13 protein-coding genes are annotated in these 16,452 nt (G+C 71.4%); 11 read left to right on the top strand and 2 right to left on the bottom strand.

All coding sequences use genetic code 11. The annotated features are described in order from the left end of the window. Positions 1 to 28 precede the first annotated feature (28 nt). The 10 genes from ACZ7CD_RS12740 to ACZ7CD_RS12695 all read left to right on the top strand — a co-directional run bounded on the left by ACZ7CD_RS12740 (position 29) and on the right by ACZ7CD_RS12695 (position 12,761). A complete protein-coding gene (locus tag ACZ7CD_RS12740; RefSeq protein WP_470369377.1) occupies positions 29 to 1,021 on the top strand; it encodes a DUF3152 domain-containing protein in 993 nt (330 codons plus the stop codon). Positions 1,022 to 1,100: 79 nt separating this feature from the next. Then, positions 1,101 to 2,273 carry an adenylyltransferase/sulfurtransferase MoeZ gene (gene moeZ, locus ACZ7CD_RS12735; RefSeq protein ID WP_360386343.1) on the top strand — a complete coding sequence of 391 codons (1,173 nt, stop codon included), beginning with the start codon at positions 1,101 to 1,103 and terminating at the stop codon, positions 2,271 to 2,273. Between the two features lie 154 nt (positions 2,274 to 2,427). Then, positions 2,428 to 3,225, top strand: a complete 798-nt coding sequence (locus ACZ7CD_RS12730; RefSeq protein WP_360386346.1) for a TIGR02569 family protein — start codon at positions 2,428 to 2,430, stop codon at positions 3,223 to 3,225. A gap of 105 nt (positions 3,226 to 3,330) precedes the next feature. Next, entirely contained in the window at positions 3,331 to 5,262 is a 1,932-nt protein-coding gene (locus tag ACZ7CD_RS12725) for a molybdopterin oxidoreductase family protein (RefSeq protein WP_470379112.1), read from the top strand. Then, positions 5,247 to 6,785 (top strand): FAD-dependent oxidoreductase, encoded by a 1,539-nt coding sequence (locus ACZ7CD_RS12720; protein ID WP_470378930.1) that lies wholly within the window; start codon positions 5,247 to 5,249, stop codon positions 6,783 to 6,785. Before ACZ7CD_RS12725 ends, ACZ7CD_RS12720 begins: the two co-directional genes overlap by 16 nt. 98 nt (positions 6,786 to 6,883) lie before the next feature. Continuing rightward, positions 6,884 to 8,185 (top strand): MFS transporter, encoded by a 1,302-nt coding sequence (locus ACZ7CD_RS12715; RefSeq protein ID WP_470369375.1) that lies wholly within the window; start codon positions 6,884 to 6,886, stop codon positions 8,183 to 8,185. 73 nt (positions 8,186 to 8,258) lie between these two features. Further along, the gene (gene nirB, locus ACZ7CD_RS12710; RefSeq protein ID WP_470369374.1) at positions 8,259 to 10,715 is read left to right on the top strand and encodes a nitrite reductase large subunit NirB; all 2,457 of its coding nucleotides are present in this window, start codon (positions 8,259 to 8,261) and stop codon (positions 10,713 to 10,715) included. After that, positions 10,712 to 11,026: a nitrite reductase small subunit NirD gene (nirD, locus tag ACZ7CD_RS12705; protein WP_360386357.1), complete on the top strand. Its 315-nt coding sequence runs from the start codon at positions 10,712 to 10,714 to the stop codon at positions 11,024 to 11,026. The genes nirB and nirD overlap by 4 nt, the downstream gene beginning before the upstream one ends. Then, positions 11,023 to 12,117, top strand: coding sequence for a uroporphyrinogen-III synthase (locus ACZ7CD_RS12700; protein WP_360386359.1), 1,095 nt, complete (start codon positions 11,023 to 11,025; stop codon positions 12,115 to 12,117). The genes nirD and ACZ7CD_RS12700 overlap by 4 nt, the downstream gene beginning before the upstream one ends. Then, a complete protein-coding gene (locus ACZ7CD_RS12695; protein ID WP_360386361.1) occupies positions 12,114 to 12,761 on the top strand; it encodes a sirohydrochlorin chelatase in 648 nt (215 codons plus the stop codon). Before ACZ7CD_RS12700 ends, ACZ7CD_RS12695 begins: the two co-directional genes overlap by 4 nt. A gap of 31 nt (positions 12,762 to 12,792) precedes the next feature. Here ACZ7CD_RS12695 and ACZ7CD_RS12690 read toward each other — a convergent pair whose 3' ends face one another. After that, entirely contained in the window at positions 12,793 to 13,110 is a 318-nt protein-coding gene (locus ACZ7CD_RS12690) for an MGMT family protein (RefSeq protein ID WP_360386363.1), read from the bottom strand. 235 nt (positions 13,111 to 13,345) lie between these two features. On the opposite strand from ACZ7CD_RS12690, the gene ACZ7CD_RS12685 reads away from it, so the two are divergent. Continuing rightward, complete coding sequence (locus ACZ7CD_RS12685) at positions 13,346 to 15,427, top strand: putative bifunctional diguanylate cyclase/phosphodiesterase (protein ID WP_470378929.1); 2,082 nt, start codon at positions 13,346 to 13,348, stop codon at positions 15,425 to 15,427. 17 nt (positions 15,428 to 15,444) lie between these two features. On the opposite strand, the gene ACZ7CD_RS12680 is transcribed toward ACZ7CD_RS12685, so the two are convergent. Next, a complete protein-coding gene (locus tag ACZ7CD_RS12680; RefSeq protein ID WP_360386369.1) occupies positions 15,445 to 16,443 on the bottom strand; it encodes an alpha/beta hydrolase in 999 nt (332 codons plus the stop codon). Between the last annotated feature and the right edge of the window lie 9 nt (positions 16,444 to 16,452).

The raw sequence follows: 16,452 nt of genomic DNA, 5'->3' as shown, positions 1-16,452 counted from the left end.
ATACAGGGGGTGTGGGACCCTGGGCGACGTGAATCGCGCCCCCGAGCGAGGACGAAGTGCTCCGCCCGCAGACCGCTACCGCCGTGGCGCGCGGCGGACCAGCGCGGAACCGCTCGCCGCCGCCTGGGAGCCGGAGGGCACCGGGCGGCTGCAGCGACCCCGCAGGCCCGGTGGCGTGAAGCGGCTCGTCTCCCACTACGGCTGGCGGATCTACGCGATCCCGGTGCTGGTCGTGCTCACCGCGCTCGTGGTGCTCGACACGGTCCAGCCGAAGACGCCGACCGGCGACGCCGGGGGCACCAACGCCGCCGAGACGCCGGTCAACCCCGTCGAGCCGCCCGCGACCGAGGTGCAGGGGCAGAAGCCGCAGCTCAACATCCCCACCGCCGAGCTGCCGCCGGGCCCGGACTTCTCGCAGGACGGCGTCGGCACGTTCAAGGCCGTGCCGGGCAGCGGCCCGCGCGTCGGCGAGGCGAACGCGGCCAAGTTCCGCCGGTACGCGATCGCCATCGAGGACGGCGTGCGGCCCGCGGACTACAACGACGACGCGGCGGCGTTCGGGCGCACGGTCGAGGGCTTCCTGTCCGACCCGCGCAGCTGGATCGGCACGAAGACGGTCGCGCTGCAACGGGTCGAGGCGAACCAGAACCCCGACTTCACGATCATCCTGACCAGCACGAAGACGACGCACGCGATCTGCGGCAAGGAGATCCCGTTCGAGACGTCGTGCTACGACAACCAGAGCAAGCGCGTGATCATCAACGTGGCCCGCTGGGTGCGCGGCGCCATGGTCTACAGCCGCGACCTGTCCGGGTACCGCAACTACGTGATCAACCACGAGGTCGGTCACGCCCTGGGCAGCGGCCACGCGGCCTGCCAGGAGACCGACGCGCCGGCCCCGGTGATGATGCAGCAGACGTTCGGCGTCTCGAACGACTTCGTCGCCCAGCTCAACGCCGGTCTGGACGTGGTGCCCGCCGACGGCAAGGTGTGCAAGCCGAACGCGTTTCCCGCTGGGTGAGACGGCTTTCCAACGGGGAAGAGTCGAGGCAGGGTAGACGTTGTCTCGGACACGGAGACATTCGTCGAGGAGGACCAGCATGGCGCTTCCGCCGCTCGTTGAGCCAGCCGCGGAGCTGACCAAGGAAGAAGTCGCGCGCTACAGCCGGCACCTGATCATCCCGGACGTCGGGGTGGACGGGCAGAAGCGGCTGAAGAACGCGAAGGTGCTCGTCGTCGGCGCGGGCGGCCTGGGCAGCCCGGCACTGCTGTACCTGGCCGCGGCCGGGGTCGGCACGCTCGGCGTCGTCGACTTCGACGTCGTGGACGAGTCGAACCTGCAGCGCCAGGTCATCCACGGCCAGTCCGACGTCGGCCGCCCCAAGGCCGAGTCCGCGCGCGACTCGGTCGCGGAGATCAACCCGTTCGTCAAGGTCGTGCTCCACCAGGCGCACCTGAACTCCGAGAACGCGCTGGAGATCTTCCGCGACTACGACCTGATCCTCGACGGCACGGACAACTTCGCCACGCGGTACCTGGTGAACGACGCCGCGGTGCTGCTGGGCAAGCCGTACGTGTGGGGCTCGATCTTCCGGTTCGAGGGCCAGGTCAGCGTCTTCTGGGAGGACGCGCCGAACGGTCAGGGCCTCAACTACCGCGACCTCTACCCGGAGCCGCCGCCTCCCGGCATGGTCCCCTCGTGCGCCGAGGGCGGCGTGCTGGGCGTGCTGTGCGCGTCGATCGGCTCGATCATGGTCACCGAGGCGATCAAGCTGCTCACGGGCATCGGTGACCCGCTGCTGGGCCGCCTGATGGTCTACGACGCGCTGGAGATGTCCTACCGGACCATCAAGATCCGCAAGGACCCGGAGTCGCCGAAGATCACCGAGCTGATCGACTACGAGGCGTTCTGCGGTGTCGTGTCCACGGACGCGCAGCAGGCCGCCGCGGGCAACACGATCACGCCGCTCGAGCTCAAGCACAAGCAGGAGTCCGGCGAGGACTTCCTGCTGGTGGACGTCCGCGAGCCGCACGAGTACGAGATCGTGAAGATCCCGGGCTCGGTGCTCATCCCGAAGGACAAGATCCTTTCGGGTGAGGCGTTCTCGGAGCTGCCGCAGGACAAGCCGCTGGTGCTGCACTGCAAGTCCGGCGCCCGGTCCGCGGAGGCGCTCGCGGCGCTGCACAAGGCGGGTTTCTCCGACGCCGTGCACGTCGGCGGCGGTGTGCTGGCGTGGGCCCGCGAGGTCGACCCGAGCCTGCCGACGTACTGATCCCTCCTCGCTCGACGGCGTCTGCAAGTACTGCCAACCACCCTGTCGGTGGTACTTGCAGACGCCGGAGCAGGGGACCCGAACGTGGTGACGTGAAAATCGGTCGTGTCGTGGTCCACCACCCGGACGGTCCAGCCAGGTAGCGTGCCCAGCCGTGACCCGCAGTCCCGAACCGCCCCCAGCGCACGTGCGTGCGGCGTTCGGGGCACGTGACGCCGAACCAGAGCTCATCGACGGCGGCCCCGCGTGGCGGTGTGGCGACGCCACGATCCGCCCGGCGCCCAGGCCCGCCGAGGCCACCTGGATCGCCAAGACCCTCGACAACCTCGACGTGCCGAACCTCAGGATCGGCCGCCCGCTGCGGTCCACCGACGGCCGCTACGTCGTCGGCGGCTGGTCGGCCACCAAGTTCCTCGCCGGCCGCGCCGAGGCACGCCACGACGAGGTGATCGCCGTCGCCCAGCGCCTGCACCAGGCCACGGCGGACCTGCCCAGACCCCGGTTCCTCGACGCGCGCACCGACGTGTTCGCCGTCGCCGACCGCCTGGCGTGGGGCGAGGAGGACGTGCCGCTCGACGCCGACCTCGGCGGCCGGCTGTTCGAGCTGCTCGCCGAGGTGCAGAAGCCGATCAACCTCAAGCCGCAGGTCGTGCACGGCGACCTGTTCGGCAACGTGCTGTTCGCCGGCACCGCGCCGCCCGCGGTCATCGACTTCGCCGCGTACTGGCGGCCGGCCGAGTGGGCTGCGGCCGTGGTCGCGGTGGACGCCGTCGCGTGGGGTGGCGCGGACGCCGGCCTGTTCCACCGGTGGAGCCACCAGGCCGAGTGGGAGCAGGCGCTGGTGCGGGCGGTGCTGTACCGGCTGGCCGTGCACGCGCTGCACCCGTTGTCAACGCCGCGGTCGTTTGCGGGCTTGGAACGAGCTGCTCACCACGTGACCGAGCTGCTCTGAGCGGGCCATTTTCCCGGCCTGAAACATTGCGGAGCTTCGGGTTAACGCGCGCTTCTTAGCGTCAGCGGCGTGACCCATTGCCCGTACTGCGCGCTCCAGTGCGCCATGAGCGTCATCGACGGCCAGGTGGCCCCCGGCCCCGGTGGGCTGTGCCAGAAGGGCTGGACGGCGGGGGAGCTGCTGCGCCATCCAGGCCGCCTCACCACGCCGTTGGTCCACGGCGAACCCGCCTCGTGGGACGAGGCGATGGACTACGTGGTCAACAGGATCAGGACTTGCGAACCCGACGAGGTCGCCGTGTTCGGTGGCGGCGGGCTGACCAACGAGAAGGCGTACCTGCTGGGCAAGTTCGCCAGGGTCGCGCTGAAGACCTCGCAGATCGACTACAACGGCCGGTTCTGCATGTCGTCGGCCGCGGCGGCGGGCAACAGGGCGTTCGGGCTGGACCGGGGCATGCCGTTCCCGCTCACCGACCTGCGGACCGCCGACACGGTGCTGCTCGCGGGCTCCAACCCGGCCGAGACCATGCCGCCGTTCCTGCGGCACCTCGAAGGCGCCCGGCTGATCGTCATCGACCCGCGCCGCACGGCCACGGCCGAACGCGCCACGCTGCACCTGCAGCCCGCACCGGGCACGGACCTGGCGCTGGCACTGGGACTGCTGCACACCGCGGTGATCGAGGGCTTGGTCGACGAGGAGTACATCGCCGAGCGCACCACCGGGTTCGACGACGCCTGGCGGATCGCCGCGCAGTGGTGGCCGGAGCAGACCGAACGCGTCACGGGCGTGTCCGCCGCCGACCAGCGCGCGGCCGTGCAGATGCTGGCCGGGAGCTCGTACGTCCTCACCGGGCGGGGCACCGAGCAGCACGCGTCGGGCACCGACACCGTCTCCGCGTGGATCAACCTGGCGCTCGCGCTGGGCCTGCCGGGCAGGACCGGTTCCGGCTACGGCTGCCTGACCGGGCAGGGCAACGGCCAGGGCGGTCGCGAGCACGGTCAGAAGGCCGACCAGCTGCCCGGTTACCGCAAGATCGACGACCCGGCGGCCCGCGCGCACGTCATGGACGTCTGGGGCGTCGACGAGCTGCCGGGTCCCGGCCGCAGCGCCTACGAGCTGCTCACCGCCGACGACCTGAAGGCGATGCTCGTGTTCGGCAGCAACCCGGTCGTCTCGGCGCCGCGCGCGGCCCACGTCACCGAGCGGATGAAGGCGCTGGACCTGCTGGTGGTCGCCGACTTCGTCCTGTCGGAGACCGCCGCGATGGCGGACGTCGTGTTCCCGGTCACGCAGTGGGCAGAGGAGGACGGCACGATGACGAACCTCGAAGGCCGGGTCATCCGCCGCCGCAAGGCGCTCGACCCGCCGCCGGGTGTCCGCAGCGACCTGGAGCTGATCAACGGCCTGGCCGCGCGCCTCGGCGTGCCGACGGGGTTCCCGACGTCGCCGCGCGAGGCGTTCGAGGAGCTGCGGAAGGCCTCGCAGGGCGGCCTGTCCGACTACTCCGGCATCACCTACGAGCGGCTCGACGCCGAGCAGCTGCACTGGCCGGTGCCCTCGACCGACCACCCCGGCACCCCCAGGTTGTTCCTGGACCGGTTCGCCCACGCCGACGGTCTGGCGCGGTTCGTCCCGGTCGACCACACCGGCCCGGCGGAACCGCCGGACGCCGAGTTCCCGTTGCAGGCCACCACCGGGCGGGTCTTGCAGCACTACCAGTCGGGTGCGCAGACGCGGCGGATCGGGGAGCTGGCCGCGGCCGTTCCCGGGACGTACGTCGAGGTGCACCCCGACACGGCCGCGCGGGCGGGACTCGTTCCCGGCGAGCCCGCGCACGTCGTGTCCAGAAGAGGTCGTGTCACGGCCACCGTGCGCTGCGTGCCGAGCATGCGCGTCGACGCGGTGTTCCTGCCGTTCCACTTCCCCGGTGACGGGCGGGCGAACCTGCTCACCAACCCCGCGCTCGACCCCACGAGCCGGATGCCCGAGTTCAAGGTCTGCGCGGTGCGATTGGAGCGGGCATGCGACGAGTCGTGATCGTCGGGTACGGCATGGCGGGCGCACGGCTGGCGGACGAGCTCCGCCGCCGTGACCAGGACATCTCCATCACCGTCATCGGAGCCGAGCCGCACGCGGCGTACAACCGCGTGCTGCTCTCAACCGTGGTCGCCGGGACCATGATTCCCTCAGCGACCCGCCTCCACGACGAATCCTGGGCCGCCACCCACAACATCGACCTGCGCCTCTCCCACGAGGTCGTCTCCCTCGACCGCGTCACCCGAACGGTGGACGTCAGGTGTACGCGGGGCGCTTTCGTACCCTCAGAGAGCACGGAAGGGCCCCGCGTGCACGTTCCCCTGGATGTCACGCGGGAGTCCCGTGTTCCCCTGGGGGGAACGCGGGGGCCCCGCGTGACTGTTGCGTACGACGCGTTGGTGTTGGCGACGGGGAGTGTGCCGTGGGTGCCGCCGGCCGAAGGGCTCGTCGAGGACGGGAAGCTCGCCGACGGGGTGGTTGCCTTCCGGACGTTGGACGACTGCGCGCGGATCGAGGCCAAGGCGCAGAAGGGCATGCCGGTCGCGGTCCTGGGCGGCGGCCTGCTGGGCATCGAGGCGGCACGCGGCCTGGCCGGACGCGGCTGCCTGGTCACGGTCGTGCACCCGGTCGGGCACCTGATGGAACGCCAGCTCGACCCCGGCGCCGGCGGTGTCCTCGCGCGCACCCTCGGCAAGCTCGGCATCGAGTTCCGGCTGAACGCGCGGGCCGCCAAGTACCTGCCCGGTGACGGCCTGGTCCTCGACGACGGCACGCACGTGCCCGCAGAGCTGGTGGTCGTCTCCGCCGGTGTGCGGGCGGAGACCGGGCTGGCGGTGCGGGCGGGACTGGACGTGGACCGCGGCATCGTCGTGGACGACGCGCTGCGCACCAGCGACCCGCGCGTCCACGCGATCGGCGACTGCGCCCAGCACCCCGGCACCGTCTCCGGTCTCGTGCAGCCCGCGTGGGACCAGGCCGCCGTGCTCGCCGACCGGCTGACCGGCGCGAACCCGGCCGCGCGCTACAGCGGCACGTCCGTCGTGACCCGGTTGAAGGCCCGCGACGTGGACCTCGCGGCACTGGGTGACGTGCACACCGACGTGGACTGCCCCGACTCGGAGGTCCTGTGCTTCCAGGAACCCTCCCGCGGCCGCTACGCCAAGCTGGTGCTGCGCGACGACCGGGTCACCGGCGCGATCATGCTGGGCGCACCGGACGCGGCCGCCACGATCACCCAGCTCTACGACCGCGGCATCCCCGCGCCGACCGACCGGCTGGCGCTGCTGCTGGGCCGGGCGCTGCCCGCGGAGGCCGCGTCACCGGCGGACCTGCCGTCCAGCGCGGTGATCTGCCGCTGCAACACCGTCTCCAAAGGACAGATCGTGTCCGCGTGGCGTGCGGGCGCGGAGTCGTTGCCGCAGCTCGCGGAGGCCACGCGGGCGACCACGGGCTGCGGTGGCTGCAAGGACGCCGTGTGCGGGCTGCTCGACTGGCTCGGGGCCTCACAACCGGCCACCGCGTGATGTGCGGCGGAGTTGCCGCCGCCGTCATCGACCAGAACCCCCTGGTAACGCGCGGTTCCTAGGTTTCTCGGCAATCGCCGACCCCGCGGAGGACGTACATGAGCTGGATCGACCACTGGGAGCCGGAGAAGCCCGAGTTCTGGGAGTCCACCGGCAAGCGGATCGCACGCAAGAACCTCGCGCTCTCCATCTTCGCGGAGAACCTCGGGTTCAGCGTCTGGGTGCTGATGAGCATCGTGGTGGTGAGCCTCGGCCCGGTCGGGTTCGACTTCAGCGTCGGCCAGCAGTTCTGGCTGCTGATCGTGCCGAACCTGGTGGGCGCGGTGCTGCGGGTGCCCTACACGTTCGCGGTGCCGCGGTTCGGCGGGAGGGTCTGGACGACGATCAGCGCGGGACTCCTGCTGATCCCCTGCACGATGCTCGCCCACGCGGTGTCCACGCCCGGCACGCCGTACTGGTTCTTCCTGCTCACCTCGGCCGCCATGGGCCTGGGCGGCGGCAACTTCTCGTCGTCGATGGCGAACATCTCGTTCTTCTACCCGGAGGGCAAGAAGGGCCTCGCGCTCGGCATGAACGCCGCCGGCGGCAACCTCGGCGTCGCGATCACGCAGCTCATCGTGCCGGTCGTCATCACGCTCGGCACCGGCATCCACCTGGCCTACGCGGCGCTGATCTGGATGCCGTTCATCGTGGTCGCCACGCTGTGCGCCTGGTTCTTCATGGACAGCCTCACCCAGGCCAAGCCGGACGGCCAGTCGTACAAGCTGGCGCTGTCCAACAAGCACACCTGGGTGATGTCGTTCCTGTACATCGGGACGTTCGGGTCGTTCATCGGCTACTCGTTCGCGTTCCCGTCGCTGATCAAGCTCAGCTTCGTGGACCACAGGGGCTGGGTGGCGCTCGCGTTCCTCGGCGCGCTGATCGGCTCGGTCGCCCGGCCCGCCGGCGGGTGGCTCGCCGACCGGGTCGGTGGCGCGAAGGTGACGCTGGGCACGTTCGTGGGGCTCGGCGTCGGCACGATCGGCGTGATCATCAGCGTCGACACGAAGAACTTCGCGCTGTTCTTCGGCTCGTTCATCGCGCTGTTCGTGCTGGCCGGCGTCGGCAACGGCTCGACGTACCGGATGATCCCGGCGATCTTCCGCACGCAGTCGGACGACGACAAGTCCGCCAAGCGCCAGGCCGCCGCCGTGGTCGGCATCGCGGGCGCGGTCGGCGCGGCCGGTGGCGTGCTGGTGAACCTGGTCTTCAAGTTCTCGCTGGAGGGCTCGAAGACGCTGACGCCCGCGCTGACCGCGATCCTCGTGTTCTACGCGCTCTGCCTGGGCACCACGTGGTGGTTCTACCTGCGGCGCACCGTCTTCGCGGCGCGGCCGTCCCTGGCCTACGCGGGCGTGTAACAGCTCGGACACACAGCTGACCTCGGCACGACACACCGCCCGGTGACGATTCCGGGTGGAAGGAGGGACTCCGATGACTCGAACCCTGGTCGTGATCGGCCACGGCATGGTCGGCCACCGGCTCACCGAACTCCTGCACGACTCCGGGTGGCGGATCGTCGTGTTCGGCGAGGAGTCCCGCCCCGCCTACGACCGGGTCGCCCTGTCGTCCTATGTGGACACGTGGAGCTCCGCCGGCCTGGAGCTGCCCGCGCTGAGCGGGTGCGAGCTCCGCCTCGGCGAGAAAGCGGTCTCCGTCGACCGGGAACGCCGGGTCGTCGTGGGCGCCTCCGGTGTCGAGGTCGGCTACGACGCGCTGGTGCTGGCCACCGGCTCCGTGCCGTTCGTGCCGCCCGTCCCCGGCCGGGACCTGCCCGGCTGCCACGTCTACCGGACCATCGACGACCTGGACGAGATCCGGGCGACGGTCCAGGCCGCCGACCGGCCGGGCCGGCACTCCGGCATGGTGCTCGGCGGTGGCCTCCTCGGCCTGGAGGCGGCCAACGCGCTGCGCGGCATGGGGGTCTCGCCGCACGTCGTGGAGCTCGCACCCCGGCTGATGCCGATCCAGGTCGACGACGGCGGCGCCGGACTGCTGAAGCGGCTGGTCGAGAAGCTCGACCTGACCGTGCACACCGGCACCTCCGCCTCCTCGATCGAACGCGACGGGTCGCGGTTGATCGCCAAGCTGGCCAGCGGTCTGGAGCTCGACCTCGACGTCGTGGTGTTCAGCGCCGGCATCCGGCCCCGCACCGACCTGGACCTCGGGCTGGAGCTGGGACCGCGCGGCGGGTACCTGGTCGACGGTTCCTGCCGCACCGCCGACCCGCACGTGTTCGCGATCGGCGAGTGCGCGGCGGTCGAGGGCGTCACGTACGGGCTGGTGGCGCCCGGTTACGCGATGGCCGAGGTGGTCGCGGACCAGCTCTCCGGTGGCACGAAGGTGTTCCCCGGTGCGGACGTGTCGACGAAGCTGAAGCTGCTCGGCGTGGACGTGGCGTCGTTCGGTGACGCGCACGCCACGACCGAGGGTGCGCTGGAAGTCGTCGTGAACAACGCCGTCGCGGGCACGTACAGCAAGCTCGTGGTGTCCGACGACGCGAAGACCCTGCTCGGCGGCGTGCTGGTCGGTGACGCGTCGGCCTACCCGTCGCTGCGCCCGCTGGTGGGCAAGGAGGTCCCCGCGGCCCTGTTGCAGCCGGGTGCGGCCGTCGACGTGGACATGCCGGCGGACGCCCAGGTCTGCTCGTGCCACGCCGTCACCAAGCAGACGATCACCGACGCCATCGGGTCCGGTGTGGCGTGCGACGTCGCCGAGCTGAAGGCGTGCACCAAGGCGGGCACGGGCTGCGGTTCGTGCGTGCCGATGCTGAAGAAGCTGCTGACCGACTGCGGCGTCGAGCAGTCCAAGGCGCTGTGCGAGCACTTCACCCACTCGCGCGCGGAGCTGTTCGAAATCGTCCGCGCGACCCGGATCACGACGTTCACCGCGCTGGTCGAGAAGCACGGCAGCGGGCGCGGGTGCGACATCTGCAAGCCCGCCGTGGCCTCGATCCTGGCGTCGCTGAACAACGGGCACATCCTCGGCGAGGCACAGGTTTCGTTGCAGGACACCAACGACCGGTTCCTCGCGAACATGCAGCGCAACGGCACCTACTCGGTCGTGCCGCGCATCCCCGGCGGCGAGATCACGCCGGAGAAGCTCATCGTGATCGGCGAGGTCGCCCGCGACTTCGGGCTCTACACGAAGATCACCGGCGGGCAGCGGATCGACCTGTTCGGCGCGACGGTCGACCAGCTGCCGCAGATCTGGCGCCGCCTGGTCGACGCCGGCTTCGAGTCCGGGCACGCGTACGGCAAGGCGCTGCGCACGGTGAAGTCCTGCGTCGGCACGACCTGGTGCCGCTACGGCGTGCAGGACTCCGTCGGGCTCGCGATCGACCTGGAGCTGCGCTACCGCGGCCTGCGGTCGCCGCACAAGCTCAAGTCCGCGGTGTCGGGGTGTGCGCGCGAGTGCGCGGAGGCCCGCAGCAAGGACTTCGGCATCATCGCGACCGAGAACGGCTGGAACCTCTACGTCGGCGGCAACGGCGGCTTCACACCCCGCCACGCCGACCTGCTGGTGTCCGATGTGGACACGGAGACGCTCATCCGCACCATCGACCGGTTCCTGATGTTCTACATCCGCACCGCGGACCGGTTGCAGCGCACTTCGGCGTGGCTGGAGGGCCTCGACGGCGGCCTCGACCACCTGCGCGAGGTGGTCGTGGACGACGAGCTCGGCATCTGCGCCGACCTGGAGGCCGCGATGGACGCCCACGTCGGTTCGTACGCCGACGAGTGGAAGGGCGTGCTGGAGGACCCGGAGAAGCTGGCGCGCTTCACGTCGTTCGTCAACGCCCCCGGCACCCCCGACCCGTCGATCTCGTTCCGCGCCGAACGCGGTCAGCGCGTTCCCGTCCAGCTCGGCATCCCGGAGGTCGTGCGATGACGAAGGTCTGTGACTTCGCCCTGCTGCGCCCGGAACAGGGCGTCGCGGCCCTGCTCCCCGACGGCTCGCAGGTGGCCGTGTTCCTGACCGCGGAGGGCACCCTGCACGCGCTGGACAACGTCGACCCGTTCAGCGGCGCCGCGGTGCTCTCCCGCGGCATCCTCGGTGACCGCGGCGGCGTGCCCGTGGTCGTGTCCCCGGTCTACAAGCAGGCCTTCGAGCTGGCCACGGGCAAGTGCCTCGACTCGCCCGAGGTGTCGGTCGCCGTGCACGGGGTGCGTGTGCGTGACGGTGTGGTGGAGCTGACGTGACCGGTCCGCTGGCCGGGTTCACCATCGGCGTCACCGCCGCCCGCCGTGCCGACGAGCTCATCGCGCTGCTCGAACGCAAGGGCGCCGCGGTCCTGCACGGCCCGGCCATCCGCATCGTGCCGTTGCCGGACGACACCTCGTTGCTGGCCGCGACGTCCGCCCTGCTGTCGGCGCCGGTCGACGTGGTCGTGGCGACCACCGCGATCGGTTTCCGCGGCTGGTTCGAGGCCGCGGAGGGCTGGGGCCTGGGCGCGCGCCTGCACCGCGCCCTGTCGTCGGCCGTGGTGCTGCCGCGCGGCCCGAAGGCGAAGGGCGCGGTGCGGGCCGCCGGCCTGACCGAGACGTGGTCGCCGTCGTCCGAGTCGAACGCCGAGCTGCTGCAGTACCTGCTGCGGATGGGCGTCTCCGGCAAACGCGTGGCCGTGCAGCTGCACGGCGAACCGCTGCCGGACTTCGTCGGCACCCTCCAGGCCGCGGGCGCCGACGTCGTCGAGATCCCGGTCTACCGCTGGGAACCGCCCGCCGACCCCGGCCCGCTGGAGCGGCTGATCGACGCGGTGCTCGACGGCCAGGTGGACGCGCTGACGTTCACCAGCGCCCCGGCCGCCTCGTCGGTGCTGCGCACGGCCGGAGACCGCCGCGCCGACCTGGTGGAGGCCCTGCGCCGCACCGTGCTGGTGGTCGGCGTCGGCGCGATCACCGCAGGTCCCCTGGTGGCCGCAGGAATCCCGGTGGTGCAGCCGGCCCGCTCGCGCATCGGCTCGATGGTGCGCGAACTGGCCGTCGAGCTGCCCGCGCGGGCGACCCGGCTGCGGATCGCTTCGCTGGACATGGAGATGCGCGCCCAGGCCGTGGTGATCGACGGCGAGCTGCGCCCCGTCGCACCGGCGCCGATGGCGGTGCTGCGCACCCTCGTCGCCGCCCGCGGACGGGTGGTGTCCCGGCAGGAGCTGCTGGCCGCCCTGCCCTCCGGCGGCGAGGAACACGCCGTGGAGACGGCGATCGGACGGCTGCGGACGGCACTGGGGGCGCCGCAGATGGTGTGCACCGTGGTCAAGCGCGGATACCGACTCGCGATGGAGCCCGCATGAAGCTCGTCCTGGCCTTCCACGGCACGCGGAACCCGCGCGGGGTCGCGGTGTGCGAGGAGATCGCGGCCCTGGTGCGCGCCGCGGTGGACGCACCCGTCGCGGTCGCGTACGCCGACGTGCTCCAGCCGGACGTCCGGTCCGTTGTGGACGGTCCGTGCGTCGTCGTGCCGGTGTTCCTGGCGGCCGGGTACCACGTGCGGGTGGACATCCCGGAGCAGATCGGGTCACGCCCCGGGGTCGTGGTGACCGAGCCGCTGGGCGTGGCCGCGGTGCCGGCGGTGGTGGACCGGTTGCGCGAGGCCGGGGTCCGGCGCGGCGACCTGGTGGTGCTCGGCGCGGCCGGTTCGTCGGACGCGCGGGCGCTGGCGGACGTGCGGCGGGCCGCGGTGCTGGTGGGGGCGGAGGCCGTCGGGTACGTCGCCACGGCCACGCCCCGGATCGCGGACGTGGTGGCCTCGGTCCGCCACGGCGGGCGGCGGGTCGTGGTGGCGTCGTGGTTGCTGGCGCCCGGTGTCTTCCAGGGCGGCCTGGCCGCGTGCGGGGCGGACGTGGTGGCGGAACCGGTCGGGGCGCATCCGCTGGTGGTCGAGGCGTTGGTGCGGAAGTACCGGGAGGGCGTTGCGGGGGTGCGCAGGTCGGCGTGAGCGCGAGGCCGGTCGCCGACCTGCGCGCCGCCTACCAGAGCCCGGGGAGCTCCTCTTCGCGCGCGTCCTCCCACCGGTACTCCCGCAGGTTGACCTTCCCGTCGAGGTTCGGCACCCCTTCCTCGTGCAGCATCTGCAGCTGGGTGTCGCGCAGGTGCGGGGCGCAGGTGCCGTCCGCCTTCAGGACGCGTTGCCAGGGCAGGTCGTGGCCGTCCTCGTTCAGGATGCGGCCGACCAGCCGGGGCGACGGTGCCTTGGCGAGATCGGCGATGTCGCCGTAGGTGGCGACGCGGCCGCGGGGGATCGCCTTGATGGTGTCGCGGATCCGCTCGTGGATCTCTTCGTCCATGCGCCGAGTCTAGGGTCAGATCCGCACCGCCCAGGAGGCGACGGCCGCGCGGTGACCGGTCGGTCCCGGCGGCGTCGCTGCGGAGGCGCCCGTGAACGTGTTCCGGTACGCTGAAGTAGGTCGTAAGGGTTAAAACCACTCCAAGGAGTGGCGCTTTCACACTGTTGGCGCAACGGACGCCGACTCGTGGTGGGTAAACTGCCGGGCACTCTTCAACCCATACAGGGCAACGGGAATGACGAAACCGAGCCGTAGACCCGATGCCGCTCCACCTGCGGGCACCGCCACCGCCCGCGCGCGGGAAGCCTTGGCGCGCAAGTGGAGCTACCTGCTCAGCAGCGTCGTGATGGTCGCGTTGAGCCGGGACGAGCTGGACGCCGAACTGGGCGACCAGCTCGACGCGTTGTGCACGGCGTTGCACAGCGAGCCGTTCGACCCCGCTCCGTTCGAGCAGGTGGGCGAGCGGCTCGCCGGCGTCGGCTACGTCAACGAGCCCGGGCTGCGCCGCACCGTCGACGTGCTCGGCAAGGGCCTGCTGGGCCTGGACGAGTTCAGCGGGAGCAAGCAGCACGTCGTGCGCGTCGTCGGCGGCATGGGCGCGCTGATGTGCGCCTTCAGCGCGGCGCGGGCACGTTCCATCCTGGACCAGCAGGAGAGCATGCAGCTCGCGCTGCTCAAGGCCGCCCGTGACGCGCAGCGGGACCAGCGGCGCAGCGAGGCCAGGTTCGCCGGCATCGCGACGTCGTCGACCAGCGGCATCTTCGTCGTCGGCCTCGACGGCAAGGTGGTGTGGGTCAACGACGCCGTCGGCGACGTCCTGGGCCACAAGCCCGATCCGGGCACCCGGCTCATGGACTTCGTCGCGCCGGGGTCGGTCGTCGTGTTCCGCGAGATGGTCGAACGCGTGCTGGCCGAACGCCGTGAGTTCGAACGGGAACCGCTGCACCTGTTGCGCGGCGAGGACGACGTGGCCAAGGTGACGCTGACGGCGTCACTGCTGCGCGACGGCGACAACAAGCCCAGCCACGTGCTGGTGGTCGCCGACGACGCCACGGAACTCGCGCTGCTGCAAGGAGAACTGCGCAGGCAGTCGTTGCACGACGTGCTGACCAGCCTGCCCAACCGGCAGTTCTTCACCACCCACCTGGAGACCGTGCTGCGCAGGGCCGACCCCGTGCTCGGCGTGACGGTGTTCCACCTCGACCTCGACGCGTTCGGCCTGGTGTGCAACAGCCTCGGCGGCCGGGTCGGCGAGCGGCTGCTGCAGCACGTGGCCCGCAGGCTGCGCGCGTTGCTGTCGCGCGAACAGGCGATGGTCGCCCGGTTCGACGGTGACGAGTTCGGCGTCGTCGTCGAGAACTCCGCCGCCACACCGGACATCGCGACGATGATGACCACGATCAACGCCGACCTGGCCGAACCGGTGTTCGTCGACGAGCACGGGCTCGCGGTGTCGGTGAGCGCGGGCGTCGTGCACCGGCCCTCGCCGGACGTCGACCCGGTCGAGCTGCTGCGCATGGCCGACCTCGCGTTGCGGCAGGCCAAGAAGGACCAGCGCGGCCAGTGGGAGTTGTTCCACAGCAACCAGGACACCGAACGGCGCCGTGACCACGCGCTGGCCGTCGTGATGCCGGGCGCGTGGGAACAGGGTGACATCGGCGTCTGCTACCGGCCGGTGCGCGCGCTCGCGACCGGTGAGCTGGCGGGCGTGGAGGCCGTGCTGCACTGGGACCTCACCGACCGCTGCGCCGAGCTCGCCGACGCCACGGGCATGATCCTGCCGATGGGCGAGTGGCTGATCCGGATCGTCGCCGGTCAGGCTCAGTGGTGGCGGCACCGCGGTGAGCTCGACGCGCAGTTCGGCGTCCGGCTCACCCGCCACCAGTCGACCGACGGCGACCTCGTGTCCCGCGTGGCGCGGGTGATCGAGGAGACCGGCCTGCCGCACGAGCGGCTGACGCTGAGCATGCCGGTCGGCGTGCTGGACGTGGCCTGCGCGGCGGAGAACCTGGGCACGCTGGCGGCCAGGGGAGTGCGGATCGCGCTGGAGGACTTCGCTCTCGGCCCGCGCGACCTGAACTGGCTCTCGGAGCTGCCGATCGCGTCCGTGCTGGTGCCGGGGGACCTGGTGCGCAAGCAGGACGAGCGGTGCGCCGCGCTCATCCCCGCCGTGCACGAGCTGGGCGTGAACATCTGCGTGGACGGCGTCGAGACCGCCGCCCAGGCCGAGTGGTGGGCGCGAGCGGGCGCCGACCTCGCGATCGGCACCCACTTCGGCGTTCCACGCGACGCAGGCGAGTTCCTGCAGAAGCTCTAGCCCCCTTGCAGATGCCGTCAGACGCTGCGCTGCCAGGTGACGACGGCCGTGTGGTAGGCGTCAGCGGCCGTCACCGAGAAGTTGAAGCAGTGGCCGTACCCGTTGACCACGAAGGCGTCCAGCCGCGGTGCGCGCGGGTAGAACGGCCGCTCGGAGCGGGCCAGTGCCGCGGACGACGAGCAGTCGGCGCCGAGCGGCGGGGTGCCGCAGAAGTAGTCGGCCGAGGTCTGCACGGTCATCACCGGCACGTCGATGGCACCGCTCGCGGGGAGCACGATGTTCGACATCAGCGCGGTCGTGACGAACTCACCGGCCGACACGACGTCCTTGGTGGACTCGTCGAGGTTCACCACGTCGGTGACCTTCGGGCCCGGTGCGTGGAACATGGTGTAACGGGTGCCGGGTGCCGTGGTCAGGTAGCCGAGGTCGAGACCGCGCAGGCTCAGCTTCGCGTCGAGCACGGCGGGGATCAGGTTCGTCAGCGCGGGCACGGCCCGGACGTAGTCCCACTGGTGGGTCATGCCGGTGACCAGCACGCCGTCGACGTCGCGGTACCGGCCGGCCTCGGCCATCGCGATCGCGGAACCGATGGAGTGCCCGCCGATCAGCACCTTCGCGAACCGCTGCCGCAGGCGCTCGACGATCTGGTGCACCGCTTCGGCCTGGTTGGGGACGTCGACCAGGATGCTGAGCGGCTTGGTGCTCTTGCCGGTGCCGATCCGGTCCACCGCCATGGTGGCGATGCCGGCGCTGTTCATGGCGCGCACGACCGACCGGGCCTCGGGACCGACCGGGATGTCCCAGTAGCCGCTGGTGTAGGTGCCACCGGGGACGAGCACCTGGACCGCCCTGGCCCCGCGGGGGACGCAGAGGCGGCCGTACATCGTCTGCTTGACCAGTCCGAACTGGACGGGCGTGTACACGTCCTCACAGGTGGTCTGGGCGGCGTTCGCCTGCGCGGGCACCGGTAAGAGCGCGGCGAGCAGCACGGCGGCACAGAGCCGACGGAAACGCATGGGGGAACA

It is taken from the genome of Lentzea sp. NPDC036949 (assembly GCF_055608075.1).
Note: the sequence above shows the minus strand (reverse complement) of the source record. Positions and strands in the feature narration are given on the sequence as shown.

Excerpts from the sequence above, each read along its gene's own strand:
- moeZ (WP_360386343.1), top strand. The coding sequence starts at position 1,101 with ATGGCGCTTCCGCCGCTCGTTGAGCCAGCCGCGGAGCTGACCAAGGAA.
- ACZ7CD_RS12725 (WP_470379112.1), top strand. The coding sequence starts at position 3,331 with ATGAGCGTCATCGACGGCCAGGTGGCCCCCGGCCCCGGTGGGCTGTGC.
- ACZ7CD_RS12720 (WP_470378930.1), top strand. The coding sequence starts at position 5,247 with ATGCGACGAGTCGTGATCGTCGGGTACGGCATGGCGGGCGCACGGCTG.
- ACZ7CD_RS12715 (WP_470369375.1), top strand. The coding sequence starts at position 6,884 with ATGAGCTGGATCGACCACTGGGAGCCGGAGAAGCCCGAGTTCTGGGAG.
- nirB (WP_470369374.1), top strand. The coding sequence starts at position 8,259 with ATGACTCGAACCCTGGTCGTGATCGGCCACGGCATGGTCGGCCACCGG.
- nirD (WP_360386357.1), top strand. The coding sequence starts at position 10,712 with ATGACGAAGGTCTGTGACTTCGCCCTGCTGCGCCCGGAACAGGGCGTC.
- ACZ7CD_RS12695 (WP_360386361.1), top strand. The coding sequence starts at position 12,114 with ATGAAGCTCGTCCTGGCCTTCCACGGCACGCGGAACCCGCGCGGGGTC.
- ACZ7CD_RS12690 (WP_360386363.1), bottom strand. The coding sequence starts at position 13,110 with ATGGACGAAGAGATCCACGAGCGGATCCGCGACACCATCAAGGCGATC.
- ACZ7CD_RS12685 (WP_470378929.1), top strand. The coding sequence starts at position 13,346 with ATGACGAAACCGAGCCGTAGACCCGATGCCGCTCCACCTGCGGGCACC.
- ACZ7CD_RS12680 (WP_360386369.1), bottom strand. The coding sequence starts at position 16,443 with ATGCGTTTCCGTCGGCTCTGTGCCGCCGTGCTGCTCGCCGCGCTCTTA.